The sequence below is a fragment of the Posidoniimonas corsicana genome, from assembly GCF_007859765.1.
Taxonomy (GTDB): Bacteria; Planctomycetota; Planctomycetia; order Pirellulales; family Lacipirellulaceae; genus Posidoniimonas; species Posidoniimonas corsicana.
In genome coordinates this window covers 1,766,863-1,785,852 of the sequence record NZ_SIHJ01000001.1, presented here as the reverse complement: position 1 = coordinate 1,785,852, position 18,990 = coordinate 1,766,863, and the positions used below count along the sequence as shown (strand labels likewise).

Sequence of the window (18,990 nt, the reverse complement as noted above, 5' to 3'; positions counted from 1 at the left end):
GGCTGCCCGCCGCCCATGAACAACCACACACTCAAGACCGAGGTCGCCCGCCGCGGGGTGGAGCTCGCCACCCGACGGACCTTCCTGCACGGCTGCGCCACCGGCGTGGGCGCGATGTGGATGGCGTCGCAGCAGGCGGCCGCGTCCGCGAGCGCGGCGCCTTCCGGAGCGCCGCTGCCGCACCACCCGGCGAAGGTCAAGCGGGTCATCTTCCTGCACATGATCGGCGCCCCCAGCCAGCTCGAGCTGTTCGACTTCAAGCCCGAGCTGCAGGCCTACGACGGCCAGGACTGCCCGGCCGAGTTCCTCGAGGGGAAGCGGTTCGCGTTCATCCAGGGCGTGCCGAAGATGCTGGGGCCGCAGTACCCGTTCGCCCAGCACGGCGACAGCGGCGCCTGGGTAAGCAACCGGCTGCCGATGTTCGCCAAGCACGTGGACGACGTCTGCTTCATTAAGTCGATGCAGACCGACCAGTTCAACCACGGCCCCGCCCAGCTGATGGTCCACACCGGCCAGCCGCGGATGGGCTACCCGTCGATCGGCTCGTGGGTGACGTGGGGCCTCGGCTCCGAGAACGAGGACCTGCCCGGCTTCATCGTGCTGCTCTCCGGCGGCCGTCAGCCACGCGTCGGCAAGGCACTGTGGAGCGGCGGCTTCCTGCCCTCGGTCTACCAGGGCGTGCAGTGCCGCTCCAAGGGCGACCCGGTGCTCAACATCGCCAACCCGCCGGGCGAGTCGCGGCGGGAGCGGCGGGTGCTGCTCGACGCGCTCCGCCGGCTGAACCAGGAGTCGCACCAGGCCTTCGGCAGCGACGAAACCCTCGCCCGCATCGCCCAGTACGAGCTGGCCTTCCGCATGCAGTCCGCCGCCCCCGAAGCGATGGACATCACGCGCGAGCCGCAGCACGTCCGCGAGGAGTACGGCGCCGAGCCGGGGGCCGAGTCGTTCGCGAACAACTGCCTGCTGGCCCGCCGCCTGGCGGAGCGGGGCGTGCGGTTCATCCAGCTGTACGACTGGGGCTGGGACACGCACGGCTCGAGCAAGTCGGAGGCCCTGAACGTCGGGTTCCGCACCAAGTGCCAGGAGATCGACCGGCCGATCTCAGCGCTGCTCACCGACCTGAAGCAGCGGGGCATGATGGAGGACACGCTGGTGGTGTGGAGCGGCGAGTTCGGCCGCACCTCGATGCGCGAGAACCGCGGCGGCGCCGAGATGAAGTTCGTCGGCCGCGACCACAACCCCAACGCGTTCACGCTCTGGATGGCGGGCGCGGGCGTCCGCGCGGGCCACACCCACGGGGAGACCGACCCCATGGGCTACTCGGTCGTCGGCGAGCCGGTCCACCTGCGGGACTTCCACGCCACCCTGCTGCACCTGCTGGGGCTGGACCACCGCCGGCTGGCAGTCCCGTTCCAGGGGCTCAACCAGAAGCTGACCGGCGTCAAGCAGGCGCGGCTCGTCACCGAGGTCCTCACCGACCGACCGGCGGCGCACGTCTAGTCACCTCCTTCCCCAGGCAGACCCCGTCCATGGCGTTCCGTACCCAAGTCTTGACGCTAGTAACCGCCGCGATGATCGCCGGCCCCGCCGTCGGAGCAGAGCCCGTAAAGCTGTTCGACGGCCGCTCCCTCGAGGGCTGGGTCGATGAGGCCGGCAAGCCGGTCAGCAGCGGCTGGCGGGTGGTCGACGGCGAGCTGTACTGCCCCGGCCACGTCGGCTCGGTCTACACGGCCGACGAGTACGGCGACTTCGAGCTGTCGTTCCGCTGGAAGATCGCCGAGCGCGGCAACAGCGGGGTAAAGTACCGCGTCCGCCACTACAAGCGGGCGTTGTGGGGGCGGCCCGGGTGGCTGGGGCTGGAGTACCAGCTGGCCGACGCGCCGGGCCCCACGAAGCACTCCACCGGCGCCCTCTACGAGCTGTTCGCCCCCGCCAAGTACGAGAACCTCCACCGGCCGGGCGAGTACAACCAGTCGCGGATCGTCGTCCGCGGCGACCACTTCGAGCACTGGCTCAACGGCCAGAAGCTGGTGGAGGTTGACCAGGACTCCGCCGCCTGGAAGAAGCAGCTCCGGGCGAGCAAGTTCGCGCCGGTCGACGGCGTGTTCGAGAACCGTCGCGGCCGCATCATGCTGCAGGACCACGGCGCCAAGGTCTGGTTCGCGGAGGTTGTGCTCCGCCCGCTCGATGAGAGTCCGGTCGCGTCCGAGGCCCACCTGCCGGCGTCGCGCGGCTCACAAGATCGGCCCGCCCGCCGCTAGCGGCGGTCAGTTGTTGCTGACGGGCGCCGCGCTGTCGGACGGCAGTTGCGCCAGTTGGCCATCGCCGCTCGCCAGCACCCGCACCGGCCCGAGCAGGCCGGAGGGCACCAGCGGCGACTCGGCGGTGAAGCGGCGGATATTGGTCTTGGTGTACCGGCGCGGCGCATCCGGCTGGGCGTCGCCGATCAGGCGGTTGGGCCAGAGGTTGACGACCTCCACCTCAAGCTCGTTCTTGCCCTGCCGCAGGGCGTTACCGGCCCGCAGGCGGAACGGCCGCGTCCACGCCACGCCCAGGTCCTGGCCGTTCAGCGTGACGCGTGCGGAGGCCTCGACGCGGCCCAGGTCGATCCAGTAGTCGTCGCCGGTCGGCCCGTCGGGCAGGTCGAACGTCTGCCGGTAGACCGCCGCCCCGGAGTAGTAGCGGATCGCCGGGTCCGACGACTCCGACCAGTCGGTAAGCTTCTCGAACTCATGACTCGCCGGTCCGCCCCACGCGGGGTCGAACGAGACCAGCCACGGGCCGGTGAGCGTGGCGACCGTGCGGGCGGGTGTCGCCTCGACCGGTGGGGTCGGGCCGCCGCCGGCGTGCGGGAACACCACGAACGCCGAACCGTGCGGCGCCAGATCGAGCGTCAGTCGGGTCCGGTCGCCTTGCCGCTCAACGCCGGTTGCAGCGTGAATCTCGCCGGTGACCGGGTCCCACACCTCGGGCGCGTCCGCCTGCGACCGGAACGTGCAGGCCGCGGTGGCCGGGCGGTTCCGGCGGTTGGCGACAAAGTACACATCCGCGACCGCGGTGCGTCGGTGGATGAAGTCAAACGCGCCCGGCCGCCCGCGGGACTCGACCGAAAAGTCGCCCGCCAGGCCGAGCCCGGCCAGCGCGTCCACGGCGGCGACGTCCTTGATGAGACCTTCGCCCCACAGCTTGTCGGCCAGCTCAGTGAACTCCTCGGCGTGACCCAGGCCGTAGGGAATCTCCGGCTTCGGGCCGACTACCGTCGCACCCTCACCGACCAACCGGGCGATGCTCTGGAGCGTCGCCAGGCCGTAGTGGCCGCTCGGCGGGAGCACCAGCACCGCGTAGCTGGCGCCGCCGTCAAGCAGGATCCGGCCGTCCTCAACGCGGGCGTGCTGGTTGACGATCTGCGCGTTGGCGACATCGTAGTCGTACTCCGGCAGGACGCCGGCCGGGTCCTCACGCTTCAGCCGCACGAAGCTCGGGATGTTCTCGCCGTAGAAGTACAGCACATCGGCGGCCGGCTGGCCCTGCTGCAGCATGAACTGGCAGCGGTTGAGGTAGCCCAGAAAGCCGTCGGCCTGGCGCCACCAGGTGACGTTCGGATTCAGGTGCGTGCCGGCGAAGTACGCGATGCCCGGCACGCCCTCTTCCTGCGGTGAGCAGGGGAAGGTGTGCCACATGACCATGTTGAGCCCCTCGCACGCCACGCGGTCGAAGTCGGGCTTGAGGTCCTCGGGCGTCTTCTCCCAGTGGGGGCCGATCGTGGTGAACGCCTCGGCCATCACGAACCGCCGGCCGTACACGTGGGCCGCGGAGGCGGGCTGCTTGACGAATAGTCGCTCAAAGTCGCGGACGCGGTGCGTGCGGGAGCTGGCCCAGTACTCGCCCATCGGGATGTCGCTCAGGCCCAGGTTCTGGAGCGCGTCGACCGGCGCCGCGTGCGGCCCGCCAGACTCCGGGTGGATCCCGACGCCGCGCTGGTGGGCGTAGTGCGCGAACGCCTGGTACTTCCCGTCGGCGATCAGGTCGGCGATAGTGCGGCGGAAGTCGTTCAGGAACCGGTTGGACTCCTCACGGCTGCCGACCGCGTAGCCCGCGATGGCGGGCAGGAAGTGGTAGATGTCGTAGCCGCGCCGCGCCGAAAACTCAAACGGCATGGCGGGGGTCCAGTTCACCGGGCCGAGCTCCCAGCTGTCGGTGTGCAGGAACCGCAGCGACCGGCCGACCAGCGGTCCGGCCGCTTCAAGGATGGGCGTAAGGACGTCGTCGCAGTACTTGTGGAACGCGGCCGGGTCGAGGTAGTCGATCGCCGGCCCCTTCCAGTTGTCGCTGGAGGTCGAAACATGCGCGCCCGACGGCGTGTAGCCGAACCGCAGCACCCGCCATCTGCCTGGGGGCGCGTCCCACGAGAGCATGTCATCGCTGACGCGCGAGGTTAGGTCGACCACCGAGTCCGGGTCGATGCAGACCTCGGCAGGTTTGCCCTCGCCTACCTCAACCAGGTGCGACGCGTCGACCGCCGTGAAGTGGCCGGGGTAACGGTGGTAAGCCTTCTGCTCGAAGTTGTCGACCCGCGCGACGCTATCCGGATCATCTGGCTGCGGGAACGCGAGCACCATGATATCGCGGTAGAACCCGTTGCGTGCCTCGGGCCGAGGTACTTCTACGTGAACGCCCTTGCCGCCCTCGACGGTCAGCTCCGACCAGACCACCTTCTTGGCCGACTGCTCGGGCGTGACAGACGGACCGCCCAGGTTCCAGCCGCTCTGGATGTTGAAGCCGAGTTCCAGGCCCAGCCTGTCCGCCTCGGAGAGCGCGTGCACGAACAGCTCGACCCACTCCGCCGAGGCGAAGTCCGGCCCGTGCTGCGGCTTGATGTTCTGCCCGCTGCTGGCGTGGGCCGCGTCGACGATGTTGGCGCCGCCGATGCCCTTGTCCCGCATCGCCTCGAGGTCGCGGGTGATCGCCTCCTTGGTCACGTTGCCGTTGAGCCACCACCACCAGCACCGGGTGCGGGAGATCATCGGCGGGTCGGCCCAGCCCTGCTCAAGCGGCATGACCGGCTGCAGGGACGCCTGCAGCTCAGGCCGGACCGGGCCGTCGATCGGCTCGGAGAGCACTTCGTTCGGGACTACCAACGCCAGCAGAGCCGCAACCAGCAAACCCAGGCGACAAGAGCAGAGAAGAGTTCTTGATGTCATGCCACTATCTTAACGTACGCGGCCGGCGGAGCCACAAGCCAGGAGGACGCCCGCCAGCAGCAGAGCGGCGGGTTCGGGAACGGCCGCCGCAGAGGCTGGCTGCGACGAGAGCGTGTCCCCGAAGGAAGCACGCCAAATCGCGTAGTCCGCCCCGTCGATTCGCGAGTCCAGATTGGCGTCGGCGGCCAGGCCGGCCCCAACTGCGCCGAGCGTGTCGCGCCAAACCGTGTAGTCGGCGGCGTCGACGACGCCGTCCGCGTTGAAGTCGCCCGGCAGTCCGACCGCGACTTCAAGCATGCCGAGCGTCAGCAGTTCGGCAGCGTCCCAGACCAATCCGGCGGATAGCTGCGGCAGCGTCAATTCGTCGAAGAAGCCCGACGCGGCGGCAAAGTCGAACAGGTCAAACCGGTCGCCGGCTTGCAACGCAAAAGCGCCGTCGGCCAGCGTGACCTCAAGCTCCCCGCCGGCGCGGAGCGTCTGGCCGATGACGATCGTGTCGTGCGCGTCGGGTGTGGCGATGTCCATCGACAGCAGCGCGCCCTGCTGCAGGTCCAGGTCGCCCTGGACGACCAGTTCGGTCACCCCGGCGACCTCCGCCTGTTGCTCGGCTGTCAACCGGAAGTTATCGAAGCTTACGCTGCCGGCCGTGCTGTTGTCGAACGACAGCCCTACGTAGTTGATCGCGTCGATCGACATCCCGACCTGCTCGGTGCGCTTCAGCACGTCGTCCACGTACCATTGGGCCGAGAAGCCGCCGCCGTCGCCCGTGGTGTCGATCACGATTTTCAGCTCCGAGGCGTCGCCGAAGTCGACGCCGCTGGCGTCCAGCTGCTGAGGGCCGCCAGTGTTAGTCCCGATGAAGGACTCCAGCGCCGATCCATCTTGGGTGTCGCGGTACAGCATCCACGCGATGCCGCGGTTGTTGGAGTGGCGGTCCTCGTGCGAGCTCTGTCCCGGGCTGGCGATCGGGTCCTGGCCGAAGCCCAGCGCGATCCAGCGGTCGGTCTGGTTGGTGACGTCCATCGTCAGCGTGTAGGTGCGGTCCGCCTGCGGGTGGAACTCAAGGAGGGCGCCGCCCTCCTGGCTGCCGTCAATCGTGCCGTCGTCGCGGAAAGCGCTGCTGGCCGACCACAGCACGGCCCCGGTCTGCAGGTCGCCCGACTCGACAAGCTGGCCGTTGAGCGGGCCGCCGGCGCCGGAGAACGTGTCGCTGTACAGGGTGGACAGCGCCAAGCCCCCGATGACCGTCACCCCCTCGCCGACGGAGATCACCCCGCCCTGCCCCGCGGAGAGCGTGCCGTCGAAGGCGCCGCTGGCCGTGACTTGGCCTCCGGCGGCCGCGTGCACGGCGCCGCGTACGGTCGCGGTGGGTTCAACAACAAGCTGCTGCCCTGCCGCGAGCGTGAAGGTCGCATCGAGCTGCGAGACGTCAAGCTCGGCCGTCGGCGCCACCGAGATGCGGGGCGTGCCCGCGAGCGTCGCTCCACCCTGCAGGGCGAGCACGCCACGCTCGATGGCGGTTTCGCCCGAATAGGTGTTTGCGGCGCCGGCCAGCGTGACGCGGCCGCCCCCCAGCACCCGCAGGTCGCCGGCGCCGCCGATCCCGCCGCCGGTCAGCGTGTAGTTGCTCACCGCGTTGCGGAAGGTCGTCGAAACAGGCGCTATCTGAGACGCCACTTCCACGTTGAAAGCGGCGGCGCCGTCGTCGAAGGTGACGCGTGTTGGCGCCAGGTTGCTGTAGGCCGCGTCGGGGAGGTCGTCGCCCTGGCTGTCCCACTCGACCGCAATCCCCTCGCCCGACCACCCGCCGGAGTTCGCACCGGACCACACCAGGTTGCTGGCCAGCTTGCCAAACTCGAGCACGCGCAGCGGCGTGCCGACCGACGACGACTGGTTCGCGCCGTTCTCCTGGACGAAAACCGACACCACGCCGCTGTCAGCTAGGCGGGCGTGGTCTAGCACCGGCTCACCAACGAAGTCGCGGGCGTCGGTGCGGACAATCTCCCAGTCGGTCCAACGCGACGCCTTGCTGGCGGTGGCGATGATCAGGTCGCCGTTGGTGTAGTAGTCGGCCGCGACGCCGGCGCCGTCGCCAGGGCCGGGCGACAGGTACGTGACGTACAGGTTGCCGTCGGCGTCGTAGCCCATGTCGGGGCGCGAGCCGACGGCGCGCTGGGTCGGCAGCTCGGTGCGGACCCACGCGGCGCCGGGATCGGCGGGCGTGTTGCTCGGGTCGCGGAAGTAGTGGTAGTAGGCGGCCGGGCCGGTGGTGAAGCCGGTCAAGGGGGCCGCGTCGTCGGTCTTGTGCCACATCACGGTGTGCACCCGGCCGTCCGGGTCGACGATCTGGGTCTGCTGGTTCATCAGCGTGTTGCCCCGGTCGAGTGGCACGACCGTGGCGCCGGGCGAGTTGAGCGTGATCGGCGAGCCGGGCGTTCCGATCACGGCACCGTCGTTGTTCCGCCAGGTTGCGCCGTTGTCGTCGCTGTAGGCGTAGGCGATGTCGTGGTTGGAGCTGCCGGTGGCCGACTCGCGCCAGGTCCACGTGGTGTGCATGCGTCCGGTGGAGTCGATGTCCAGTCCGTTGAGGTACGCGTTGCGGTTGTTCGAGCCGGAGCCGTACGGGTCGTTGTAGAAGATGGGGTCGGTCCCGTCCACGAACCGCTGCGGCGCCGCCCACGTGGAGGTCGACGAGTCGAGCGTGGTGATGTTGACGTTGCCGTTCCCGCTGGACCCGGTGCGGTACGTCATCGCGAGGGCGCCGGTGCTGGGGTCACGGATAAAGCGCGGGTAGGTGACGTCGCCGAGCGTGGGCCCGCCCACGTTCAGCGAGTCGCGTTCGGCGTTTAGCAGCGACGCGTCCCAGCTCGCCGCCGTGGCGGCGCCCGGCACGCTGGTCATGTAGCGGAGGTCGTCGTTGTGGTGGTCGTAGGCCAGGTGGAGGCTGCCGTCGCCGGCGATGCCCAGTGAGATGACATTGTGCGCGTCCCAGGAGGGCGAGTCGCCGTTGTCGAGGTTGACGCCGGTGTCCATCACCTCCCAGGTTGCGCCGGTCAGGCTCCGTCGGCCGAGCAGGAGGTCCTCGTTGCGGCCGCGGTGGTACCACACGGCGTACTGGTAGCCGCCGTAGGTGAGGAGCGCCTCGTTCTGGTGCGCCGAGCCATTGATCGCCGGCCCGTAGAGGGCGCCGCGGGGCATCAGCAGCGCCGAAGCATCGAGCACCGAGTCGGTCAGCAGCGGCAGCTCCGGCGACGCCGCCGGGGCTTGACCGCCAAGAACGCTCAGGAAGGCCGTAAGGGCGGCGAGTCTCAGGTGTCGTGTCAGGAACTGCATTGCGTACTGCCAGCCAATTGGTGCTTCTTCTCTGTCCCGCCGCGGGTTCCGGGCCGCTGGCTAGAACTTCTCGTCAAACGGGCCGCTGTGATTGCTGCCCTGCCAGGTTAGCTCGATCGCCAGGTCGTCGGTCGCGCCGTCGATGGTGACCTCCAGGCCCGACTGCTGTTCGTTGGAGTACTTGCGTGGCGCGTGCCAGCGGAGCTGGCGTTCGCCAACCTGCTCGACCGCCATTACCGCCACGGGGAACGTGCCCACAGGCGCGCCGTCCCCCTTCTTGTAGCAGGTCAGCTCGAATCGGCCCTGACCGTCGAGCGGGCCGATCGACTGCCGCTGGCCCGGCGGCGACACCATCACCTGCCCGGTCGTAAGGGGCTGTCCGTCGATGGTGACCGTGCCCGAAACGGGGACGAGCCCGTGGGACTCGCCGCAGCCGAGTGCGGCCGCCAGCAGCAGCGTCGCGACCGCCGCAAGGTTTATTCTCGTGGTTTGCATCTAGTTGAGTCCTAGTCGTCCGCGCGTGACGCCGGGTTGCATGTGGTCGTTGGCTCGCCGCGTTGCTAGCGGCCCCCGCCGCTGCTGCCGGGGTCGGTAAGCGCGACGTCCGCCTCGGGCATGCGGGTCGACATCCTGCGGTAGGTCTCGCGATCGATCGAGTCGATGACAAACGACACGCTGCCGTCGCCCATGGCGAAATTGGCGCCGCCGGGGTGCATGCTGTTGAAACCGGCGTGGCTCTCCTGCGTCGGCACCTTCAGCTGCACGAACTCGGGCAGCGTGTTGAGCGCGTAGAACGTGCTCCGCATCGACGAGGTGCCCCGGTTGCCGTTCGACCAGATGTTGCTGTGCTCCCGCAGGTGCCCCTGGATGGTCTCGCCAAAGAACAGGGTCTTGCTAGTGCCGTCGATAATCTCACGCAGCTTGGTCTGCTTCGCGTAGAAGAAGACGCCCGTGTTGTTGTACTTCATGTTGAACACGCGGCCGCGGGCGTCGCTCCGCACGGCCTTGTAGAACTCCTCGCCGACCGCCGGGGGGCCAACGTCGCCACTTACGGCGGCGTAGCTGCCCGTGGCGCACTGGATGCCGGCCGGCACGTTGTGCTGGTACTCGGCGAAGGGCTGGCGGTCGCCGTCGCTGGGGCAGACGTAGCCGTCTACCTGGGTGGCGAGCGCCCGCTGCAGCTGGGGGTCGTTCCAGTTCCAGGCGCCGGGGAACCAGATGTCGGTGTTGTCCAGGTCGAACAGGTCGTAGAGCGGCTGGTTCTCGACGAACGGCAGCAGCTCGACAAACACGCTCGCCCCCTCGCGCTGGTTGGGGTCGGCGCCGGTGAGCGGGCAGTCGGGGTCGTTGTCGCAGCCGACCCGAGCCGCCGGCAGCCTGCCAAACGTGCTCTCGTAGTTCAGCGAGGCGAGCGAGATCTGCTTCAGGTGGTTGACACACTGCATCCGGCGGGCCGCCTCGCGGGCCGACTGCACGGCCGGAAGCAGGAGCGCGATGAGCACTCCGATGATGGCGATCACCACCAGCAGCTCGACCAGGGTGAAGCCGCTTTCGCGACGCGGGCGCCTAGCACGGTCCATTGCGTTTGCCTTTCGCAGAGATCGTTTACATGTCTTCCGCCGCGCCGGCCGCCCCGCCACAACGGCGGGGCGGCGGCAATCGGCGTTGCTCTGGGTCGCGTCTACTTGCGGCGACGCCCTGCGGCGGCCGCGCAGCCCAGCAGCAGCAGCGTCGCGGCGGCGGGCTCGGGGACCACGCTCAGGGTACCGACCGCGCCGAGCACGCCTGCGGCGCGCACGTCGGCGTAGAAGCCGACGACGCTGGCGTCGTTGGGCGTCGCGGGGGTGCGGGTGGTGAGGATGTTCCGCACGCCGGCCTCGTAGTAGCCGGCCTCAAACGTGTTGACGTCCGTGCGGGCGATGAAGAGCGAGTCGTACGCGGGCGAGCTGCCGCCGGTCAGACCGTACTCCGACGTTCCATCGAAGCCACGGGAGAACACCTGGCCGTTGCCGCGGGCGTAGACCGCGACGTAGTCCTCACGCGTTCCGGCGACGGGCGTTGTCCCGCCGACGTACAGGCCGAGGTCCTGGTTGCCGGCGACGCTCAGTTCGGCTTGCAGCTCCTCGCCGACTCCCAGGCTCAGGCCGCTCCTGATAAACGCGTACTGCTCGATCCCGTCGTAGTCGGTTGTATTGAGTTCAAGGGTTTCACTGTTGATCTGCCAGGCAGCCGTGTTTGCCGCGCCGCCATTGGCGTCGAGGATAGCGGTGCTGGTGTAGGCGGAGAGGTCTCCGCTGAAGTCGTCAATCACGGCGGCCGAAGCAGTGGTCGCGGCGAACAGCAGAATCACAGGGGTCCATCTCGAAGCAGTCATTGGAACAGTCTCCAGGAGAAACATGGTCGCCCGCCGCTCCACGCGGAGCGGCGGGACCGAGGAAAAGAAGCAAACTAGGCGGGCCGGCGGCGACGCCGCCCCAGGCCCAACAACAGCATGGACGCCATTACCGCGGTGGCCGGCTCCGGCGCAGCCGCGGCGCCGCCCACGGCGGCGTTAGCAGCGCCGTAGTTAGACCTCCACAGGTTGTAGTCCGCCTGAACTACCAGCCCGCTGGGGTCGCCGGTGCCGTTGCCCATCAGGGCGGCGGCGTCCTGGCCCAGGTTGTCACGCCAGACCGTGTAGTCGGCCGCGTCCACCACCCCATCGCCATTGAAATCGCCGTCCAGTCCGACGGAGTACGTCAGCACCAGGTCCGTCAGGTTCTGGATCGAGGCGCTAAAGTTCGTTGGCAGGTTGAAGGTGATGTCGCCGAGATCGGACAGGATCTCCGCGGCGGTGAGGATCGTGAACTGCTGACCATCGCCCGGGACAAAGCCGCCGACCAGGTCAACATCCACGAGCCCCTCGAGCACCGCGTTGCCGGTAACGGCGAGTGACGCGAAGCCGGTTTCGGACAGGTCGACCTGCAGCGTGCCCGCGCCGGCCAGCGTGAAGTCGCCGTCGACGTCGATCACGTCGGCGCCCGCACCAGTGACGATCCGCAGGTTGTCGGCGCCGGCAAACCCGTCGCCGTCGGCGCGGAGGTCGCCGTAGAACCCGATATTGCTGAAGATGTCAGTCGTCGCGGGGGTGGCGGTGTAGGAGACGAAACGCGATCCCCCCTCGTACCAACCCAGCTCGACGTCGTCATTGGCGAGACGCGCGATAAACAGCCTCTCGGCGTTGACCTCAAACTCTTGCTCGAGCGGAATCTCCGCATTGCCATTGAACCCGCGGCCGTTGAGCTGCGCGAGCGTACGCCAAGCGATGAACAGATAGTCGCCTGCGCTGCGGTTGTCGCCCGAGCCGCCGTTCCCTAGGTCGGCGTGGTTCTGACCGATGGCGAGGCCGAAGTCGCGGTTGATCAGGGTCGACGGGGCGTCGATGTGCAGCTCCTCGCCCTGGGCGAGCGTGACATCGTTACGCAGGAGCAGCACCTGCTCGGCGCCGTCGGCGCCGGTGGAGGTGACGTCGATCGTGCCCGCCGCGTCCGAGAACGACACGTTCGTCACGGTCCCCTGGTCGAGCACCTTCGAGAACGCGTACTCGCTCAGGCCGGGCGTGTTGAAGTCGTCGACCAGCGTGACCATGGTATTGTTGGTCAGCGCCAGCGTGCCGTTGACCACTACGCTGCCGACCGACGCGTCGGCGGTCACGGAAAGGGTGGCGCCGCTGGCCACGGTGGTCTGGCCGCGGTAGTTGTTGCCGCTGTTGCCCAGGGTCACCGTTCCGGCGTTCACGTTCACCGGGCCGTAGCCGGTGATGCCGCCGGTCCCCGTGAACTCGTACGCCGCGGCGGAATTGAAGGTGACGCTGCCCGGCGAGACGACCGAGTTCACCACAACCTCTTTCGCGCCGCCGGCGCCAAACGTCACCGCGTCGAGGTCACGGAAGGCCGTGGCGCCGCCGGTCCAGTTGCTGCTGCTCCCGACGTCCCACTCGTCCGATGCGCCGACCCCATTCCAGGTGAGCGACGCCCGCGTGCCCGAGACATTTAGGTTGACCTGGCTCGCGGTCGAGCTGACCGAGAGCAGCTGCCGCGGGTTCAGCACGTTGCCCACGTTGTCCACAACCTGGGTCTGGAGCGATCCCACCGAGGGCGCCGACCCGCTGTTGTGCGTAACAAGGCGGTACGCGCCGGTGGCTAGCGAGCCGTCGACAGGGGTGACGCTGACGGTGGCGTTCACGCCACTCGCGCCCGTGATCGCACCGGAGACGGCAATCAGATCGTTTTCAGATCCGCCGACGGTTGTGGCGTCGCCCAGCTCGTAGTTCCACTGGCCATCGGCGCCGAAGTTCGACATGCCGAGGTTTCCGGTGATGTTCAGCGTGCCGCGTCCGTTGTCGCCAGGGGTGAGTGAGTTGTCGCCGAAGACCGTAAGGGTTGTGGCCTGCACCTCACCGCCGCCGCCCAGTTCCTGCCCCTCCTGCAGGCTGTAGTCGCCGAAGCTCGTGACATTGAACCGGGCGCCCGCGCTGACCTGGATGCTGCTGCTCCACAGTTCGCCCGTGTCGCCGCCTCCCTGGGTCACTACCAGGGCGCCCTCTTCAACAACGGTAGTCCCTTGGTGGAAGTCGTAGTTGAAGTCGGTCCCGGTCGAGATGGTGAGCGTCCCCGCGCCGCGTTTGATCACATTCACGTTATTCACCGCGTTGGTGTCGGGCGTGCCGTTCAGGTCCGCGTCGATGGGCACGCCGTCGGCGTCGGTGGCGAAGTCGGTGATGCGGCCGGTAATCGTCGTGTTGCCGGCGCCGCCGAACACAAAGTTCCGCACGCCCGTATCGGGCGCCGAGATCGTGCCGCCAAGCGTGAGCGTTCCAGAGGTCGACTCGAAGTTGTACTGCGTGCCGCCGACCTCGCCCTTGATCGCGCCGGCCCAGGAGTTGGACCCCGCGCTGCTGAGGTGGGACGCCTCGATCCCTGCGCCCTCGCGGGCGCCGGCGACAAGCACCTCATTGCCGACGTTGACCCCGCCCGACAGCGCGATGCGGCTGGTCGAGGCATTGCCCGCGAGGGTTGTGCCGCTGGCTGCGGTCCCGTCCGCGGCGCCCAACGCGCCGCTCGCGCCCAACGCCAGCACGCCGCCGTTGACCTGGGTCTGCCCGCCGTGCGACTTGGCGTTGTTGAAGGTGATGGTCTCGGTGGTGAGCGTGTTGCTCAGCACCACGGCGCCCGCGCCGCTGATGGGATTGGCGAACACGCCGCTGAAGCCGCCGCCCTCACCGTCGCCGCTGAACCCAAACGACGCGCCGGCCGCGACGCTAACCGCGCCGTCAACCGCCCCGTTGGTCGCCACGCGCAGTGCGCCGCCATTGACGGCCGTGGCGCCGGTGTACGTGTTGTTGGCCGCCAGCAGCAGCGAGCCGGCGCCCGTCTTTGTTAGCCCAGACGATCCCTGGATCACCGCGGCGATGGTGTGTTCGCCACCGGTCACGTCCACAATGGCGCCGCCATTTAGCGTCAGCGCCGCTGGGCCGGCCAGCGTGTAGCCCGCCGCGGCGTTAGTGAAGCGGACTTCCTGCAGCGTCACCGCCGAGTCGAGCGTCACGACGCCCGGTGCGTTGGCCGCGGTGAGGGCGCTGCTGAAGGTCGCCGAGGACGTGGGCACGACGCCCTCCGACCAGTTACCCGACGCGTTGAAGCTGCCGCCACCGTCGACGTCCCACACGTTGGCGGGGGCGCCGATGATGGTCTCGGTCAGCAGGAAGTTGTCAAACGTATGCCCCGGGTTCACCGTGTTGTTGAACGTGAGGCCGACCGAACCGATTGACGAGATCGCGTTTCCGATCGCCACCGGGCCGCCGGTCCGCGACACGCCGTTGATCAGCAGATCCGCGGTGTAGCTGGCCCCGTCCGAGGCGGTGGTGAGCAGAATCTCCAGGTTGTAAACCGTGCCCGCAACGATGTCCAAGGAGCCGTCGGACAGCGTGCCGCCCCCGGTTCCTGGACCGCCAAAGAACTCGACGTCGCCGGCGTTGACGCCGCCGTCGATGTCGCGGATCAGCGCCCACGCCTGGCCTCCAGGGCCATCGGTGAAGCGGTCGTCGTTGCCGCCGTCGGCGCCGGGCGCGCCGATGAAGTCGGCCGCCGATCCTGAGGCGAAACCGACGCCGCCCCAGTCGCCCGAGACGGCCCCGGCCGCGATGTCGACGCTCAGGCTGTACTCCGCGTTGGCCTGCAGCGTGAGGTCCAACAGCGCCGACCCGGAGAGCGTGCCGTTGGTCGTGCCGTTGTCTAGAAACGGACTGTTGGCCAACCAGGCAGAGGACAACCCATTCGCCACGTCCGGCGCGACGCCGTTGAGCAGCCCGCCCGAGCCGCTGAAGTCATCGGAGTAAAGAGTCGTCTGGGCGTCGGCCTGCTGGGCCACGCAAGTGCCGATCGTGATGGTCGCCGCGAGCGCGAGGAGTCGGCCTATCCGCTGGAGTTGATTCCGTCCGCCGTTCATGGGTGCCTCAGTAAGTGAGAATGCCTACTTGATTTAGTGACGAGTCGCCGACAGCGGTGGTTGGCGTACTGCCAATCCCGCACCGCGGCGTCCGCGCGAACCGGGCCCGCGCGGGCGCAAGGCCGGGCGTCTGCTCCCAGGGCCCGACCGCGACCTCCGACGTCCGCCTGTTCCGTTCGTGCCGATCGCGGGACGCCATTCGCGTCGGCACGGCCACCGTTTAGATGGCTTCTTTCACGCCGCCCTGGTTCCGGCCAAAGGCGTACCACTCCACACGGAGGGCCATCGGGTTTACCGGGCTGCTCCGCATCGACGGTGGCTCCTGGAACGAGCCGTTCCAGACATCGATCTCGACAACGTTGGCGCCCGCCACAAGCCCGTCCGTAACGTTCACGAACCGAAACTCCGACTGGCGGAACGCCTGCCCCGAAACGTTGTCGATCCAAGAGTCGACCCGCACCGGCGCGCCGTTGACGCGCACCTCCTGGATGCCGTTGTCGGCCAGGAAACGCCCGAACAACTGCACGGTGCTGACGTCGTACCCGTCTAGGTTGAAGGTGGTTTGGAAGGTGTACAGCGAGTTGGTGGCCGCGTTCTGCGGGTCCCGCACCGAGACCCACTGCGAGCTCGCAGGGTCGTTGGGCAGGTACCGCTCGTCGGGCTCGCACAGCACGGCCGGTCCGGGCCCGCCGAACCGCCCCTCCGGGCCGCGGACGATCCGCCAGTGGGGGTCCTCGTCCCCGACGCGAAGGTTCGCGCCCGTGTTGAACAGCTCGACCGGCCGGTAGGGCTGCAGGGCGCCGAAGTCGAACGCCTCGTCCTCGCCGATCGCCTCGCGCGACCGGCCCATCAGCCGCCCATCGCGGTCGACGCTGAACGCCTCGCCGCGGGTAAGCAGCACACCGTCCGGGCCGGCGCCAACGCCCCGGCTGGGGATCGCCCGCACCTGCCCCTTGAGCACCTTTGTTCGCACGCCCGACTCCCGGGACGCGGAGACCGTGAACGTGGTCCCCATGTCCTCAACACTCATCGCGTCGGTCAGGATGGTGAATCCCGCCGCCCACTCCGCGACATTTACCGCGACCTCGCCCCGGCGTAGCCGCACCCGGTCGGGCGCGTCGAATTCCAGCTCGCACGGCGCCGAAGCGACGATCTCAGCGCCTGCCCCGACGCTGATTCTGGCGGCGCCCCTCAGCAGCGTTACGCGGCTGCCCTCCCGCAACGACTCGCCGATGCGGAGCTGATCGCCCTGCCACAACGCGTTGGTGTGGTCGGCGAGGGTCGCCACGGGCGCCGGGGGTCGCGATAGGGTTCTTTCGGTAGACTCCGCCACCTGCTGCCCGTCGCCCCGCAGCAGCACCGCCATCGCCACGCCGGCCGCCACCGCGGCCAGCACCCCCATCGACGCCCGCCGTCGCCAGCGGCCGCTCTGCCCCTCAGGCTCCTTCGGGAGCTGGACTGCCCGAGGGGCTCGACCGTTTCCCATCAGGGCGCCGGTCCGGAATCCGTAGCGGAGGTCGACGCCGAACCGCGAGTACTCGACGTACAGGTCGCGCGCCAGCTGGTCGACGTCCAGCAGCGACTCCAACCGCTGCAGCTCCTCGGCGTTTGCGTCGCCGCGGAGCGCGCGATCGAAGAGATCGATCAGATCGTCCTCTTTTCGATTGCCTGCCATAGTCACCCGGTCGCCAGCTTTGAATTGATACAGTGGAACAAGGTCCGGCGGAGGCGGCCGAGCATCATGGATACCGACGCCTCGGACTTGCCCTCCAAGCTCGCCAGCTGCTTGACGGCCAGGTTCTCGGAGTACCGCAGGTTCAGCAGGTTCTGCTGCTTTGCGGAGAGCTTCGCCACACACTCGGACAGCGCCTCGAGCCGGTCCTCTTCGCCGCCGCCGCCGAGCCGGTCGTAGCTGTCCGCGACCTTCTCCATCACGGCGTCGCTGAACAGCAGGCGCCGGCTGGACTGCCGCCGCTTGAAGTTCTTGACGTTGAAGTACGCAATCTTGATCGCCCAGCTCCCAAACTCGGTGCCGGGCTGAAACTCCTCAAACTTCTCCCACATCAGCACCGTGGTCTGCTGGTACACGTCCTCCGCGTCCGTCATGTTCATCAGCATCGCGTAGATGTAGCCGAACACCCGGCTGCGGTGCGCAGCCACGAGTTCGGAAAACGCAATGATCTGTTCTTCGGAGGGGTCGGGCATGGCGGGACCTCGGGGCGGCCCCTGCCGGTTCCGACGGCGCGGGCCAAGTGGCTGCTGGAAAGCTGCCCCGGCACCAAGGAGATGTCGCGCCGCGCCGAAACACAACGCGAATTCTGAAGAGAAACCCGTTTCGGGAGAAAATCGCCTCAAACGGGGCGTCCGCTAGCCTCGGCCACCCGCAGTCGGCCGGCTAGAACGCGAACTGGATCTGGTTCCGGAACAGCCACCCCGCGTTGCCCGGCGTGATGTCGAGCGACTGAGAGTTAATCGGCGAGCCGTTCACGTGCGTGATGTCCAGCGTCCACTTGGCGTGCTGACCCCGGACGTACCACACGAACCCGCCGGCCACCTCCTCGGTGCTCTCGCTCCGCACGCCCAGCGTCCCCGACGTGCCCTGCACGCGGGACCAACGGGCAACCAGCTCAAGCCGCTCGGGACAGACAAACTTGCCGGCCTGCAGCCAGAACCCGTGGTCGAACAGGTCGGGGATGGCGGCGCCCTGAAACTGGGAAATATTCCGGAAGTAGTACTCGTACGTCAGCGACCAGCCCTGCAGCTTGAACGACGCGTCCACCGCCCACAGGCTGACGGTGTACTGGTCGACGGCCAGCGGCAACAACGACGCCAGCGTCTGGCCCGAGTCGACCACCCGCGAGCTGTCGAACTCCGTAAACCCCGAATCGTTGATCTTCGAACTCGCGAACCCGCCCCCCACCCGGGCGGCGAGCGACTCGTGCTCTTCGAGGTCCGCCAGCTGGCTCGCGCCCCAGTCGCCGATCGGGTACCCGTAGACACGCATTGACGTGGCGAAGTTGTCGTCCAGGGCGCCGCTGCTGCCCGTTTCCGCACCGCCGGTCACCAGCCCGTTGAACAGGGCGAACTCCCAGTGCACGGGCTTTCCAAACACGTCCTCTTGCCCAAACAGCCCCCAGGCGAGCGAGCGGTTGACGTCAAAGTACATGCTGGCCACAGAACGGTCCGTAAACTCGAACTCTCGGCCGCTGATCTGCCGGGCGAGCGAGAATGGCATCTTGTACTTGCCTGCCTTGAACCCGAGCCGGCCCCGCGGGCGGCCCAGCAGGTCGTGGCCCACGTCGTACACCATGTAGTAGTCCAGCAGACGCATGTCGTCGCCGCTGCTGCTGCGGCCGTCGAGCTGCAGGAAGTACTCGAAGTCTGGCGTGAAGACGCTACCCGAAAAGATGAGTCGCGCCCGTTTGAGCTGGAACTGGTTGAGGTCGTCGTCCGGGTCTTCGTAGTGCGTGGCCGTGTGCCGCAGCTGCCCCCAGCCGTTTACCCGCATGACAAACGGGGCCCGTCCGTCGTTCAGTTCCACTGGCCGCTCGCTAACCACGACGAACCCGTCGTCGTAGCCGACCCGAACATGCCGCAGCCACCCCTGCCCCGCCCACGAATCGCTTGGGCAGTCCCACGCACAAGGTTCGATCGACGCCGACGTCAATTCTGGCGTGTACAACGCCGGCGCGACGCCGCTATCGGGGACGGCGTCCGGAGCAACCGCCATCAGGGCGGGCAACTCGAACTCAACTGCCCCGTCCTCCTCGCCCGCGTGGGCCCCGCTCGCCAGCGAAAGAACCACCAAAGCGCACAGAGCGGCGGTGGCGGTTCGCAGGGCGAATTGAAGGGGCGAGTCCGCCACGTGGCTGCGTCGTCGAGGCTTGGGGAACGGCGCGCGCACGCGCAGCCTGCCCCAACAATCGGCAAACTCGCCGCAGACTCCTTAATCCAACCGGCGGCGATATCG

Annotated in this window: 11 protein-coding genes; 2 read left to right on the top strand and 9 right to left on the bottom strand. The window is 68.3% G+C overall.

Annotated features, from left to right (window positions below; all coding sequences use genetic code 11):
- The first annotated feature begins 15 nt into the window (after positions 1-15).
- Both KOR34_RS06895 and KOR34_RS06890 read left to right on the top strand, forming a co-directional pair.
- Positions 16-1,500, top strand: a complete 1,485-nt coding sequence (locus KOR34_RS06895; protein ID WP_146563424.1) for a DUF1501 domain-containing protein — start codon at positions 16-18, stop codon at positions 1,498-1,500.
- Positions 1,501-1,529: 29 nt separating this feature from the next.
- Positions 1,530-2,261, top strand: coding sequence for a 3-keto-disaccharide hydrolase (locus tag KOR34_RS06890; RefSeq protein WP_146563423.1), 732 nt, complete (start codon positions 1,530-1,532; stop codon positions 2,259-2,261).
- Positions 2,262-2,267: 6 nt separating this feature from the next.
- Here KOR34_RS06890 and KOR34_RS06885 read toward each other — a convergent pair whose 3' ends face one another.
- From KOR34_RS06885 to KOR34_RS06845, 9 genes are all read right to left on the bottom strand, one after another.
- Positions 2,268-5,162, bottom strand: coding sequence for a glycosyl hydrolase (locus tag KOR34_RS06885; protein ID WP_228714534.1), 2,895 nt, complete (start codon positions 5,160-5,162; stop codon positions 2,268-2,270).
- Positions 5,163-5,210: 48 nt separating this feature from the next.
- Positions 5,211-8,534: a BNR-4 repeat-containing protein gene (locus KOR34_RS06880; RefSeq protein WP_146563419.1), complete on the bottom strand. Its 3,324-nt coding sequence runs from the start codon at positions 8,532-8,534 to the stop codon at positions 5,211-5,213.
- A gap of 60 nt (positions 8,535-8,594) precedes the next feature.
- Positions 8,595-9,029 (bottom strand): hypothetical protein, encoded by a 435-nt coding sequence (locus KOR34_RS06875; protein ID WP_146563417.1) that lies wholly within the window; start codon positions 9,027-9,029, stop codon positions 8,595-8,597.
- A 65-nt stretch (positions 9,030-9,094) separates the two neighbouring features.
- Positions 9,095-10,114 (bottom strand): DUF1559 domain-containing protein, encoded by a 1,020-nt coding sequence (locus KOR34_RS06870; protein ID WP_146565870.1) that lies wholly within the window; start codon positions 10,112-10,114, stop codon positions 9,095-9,097.
- Between the two features lie 101 nt (positions 10,115-10,215).
- Complete coding sequence (locus tag KOR34_RS06865; protein WP_197531203.1) at positions 10,216-10,908, bottom strand: PEP-CTERM sorting domain-containing protein; 693 nt, start codon at positions 10,906-10,908, stop codon at positions 10,216-10,218.
- Positions 10,909-10,982: 74 nt separating this feature from the next.
- Entirely contained in the window at positions 10,983-15,020 is a 4,038-nt protein-coding gene (locus tag KOR34_RS06860; protein ID WP_146563413.1) for a beta strand repeat-containing protein, read from the bottom strand.
- A gap of 220 nt (positions 15,021-15,240) precedes the next feature.
- A complete protein-coding gene (locus KOR34_RS06855; RefSeq protein ID WP_146563411.1) occupies positions 15,241-16,695 on the bottom strand; it encodes a FecR domain-containing protein in 1,455 nt (484 codons plus the stop codon).
- Positions 16,696-16,697: 2 nt separating this feature from the next.
- Positions 16,698-17,225 (bottom strand): sigma-70 family RNA polymerase sigma factor, encoded by a 528-nt coding sequence (locus KOR34_RS06850; protein WP_146563409.1) that lies wholly within the window; start codon positions 17,223-17,225, stop codon positions 16,698-16,700.
- A 190-nt stretch (positions 17,226-17,415) separates the two neighbouring features.
- Positions 17,416-18,885, bottom strand: a complete 1,470-nt coding sequence (locus tag KOR34_RS06845; protein WP_146563407.1) for a porin — start codon at positions 18,883-18,885, stop codon at positions 17,416-17,418.
- Between the last annotated feature and the right edge of the window lie 105 nt (positions 18,886-18,990).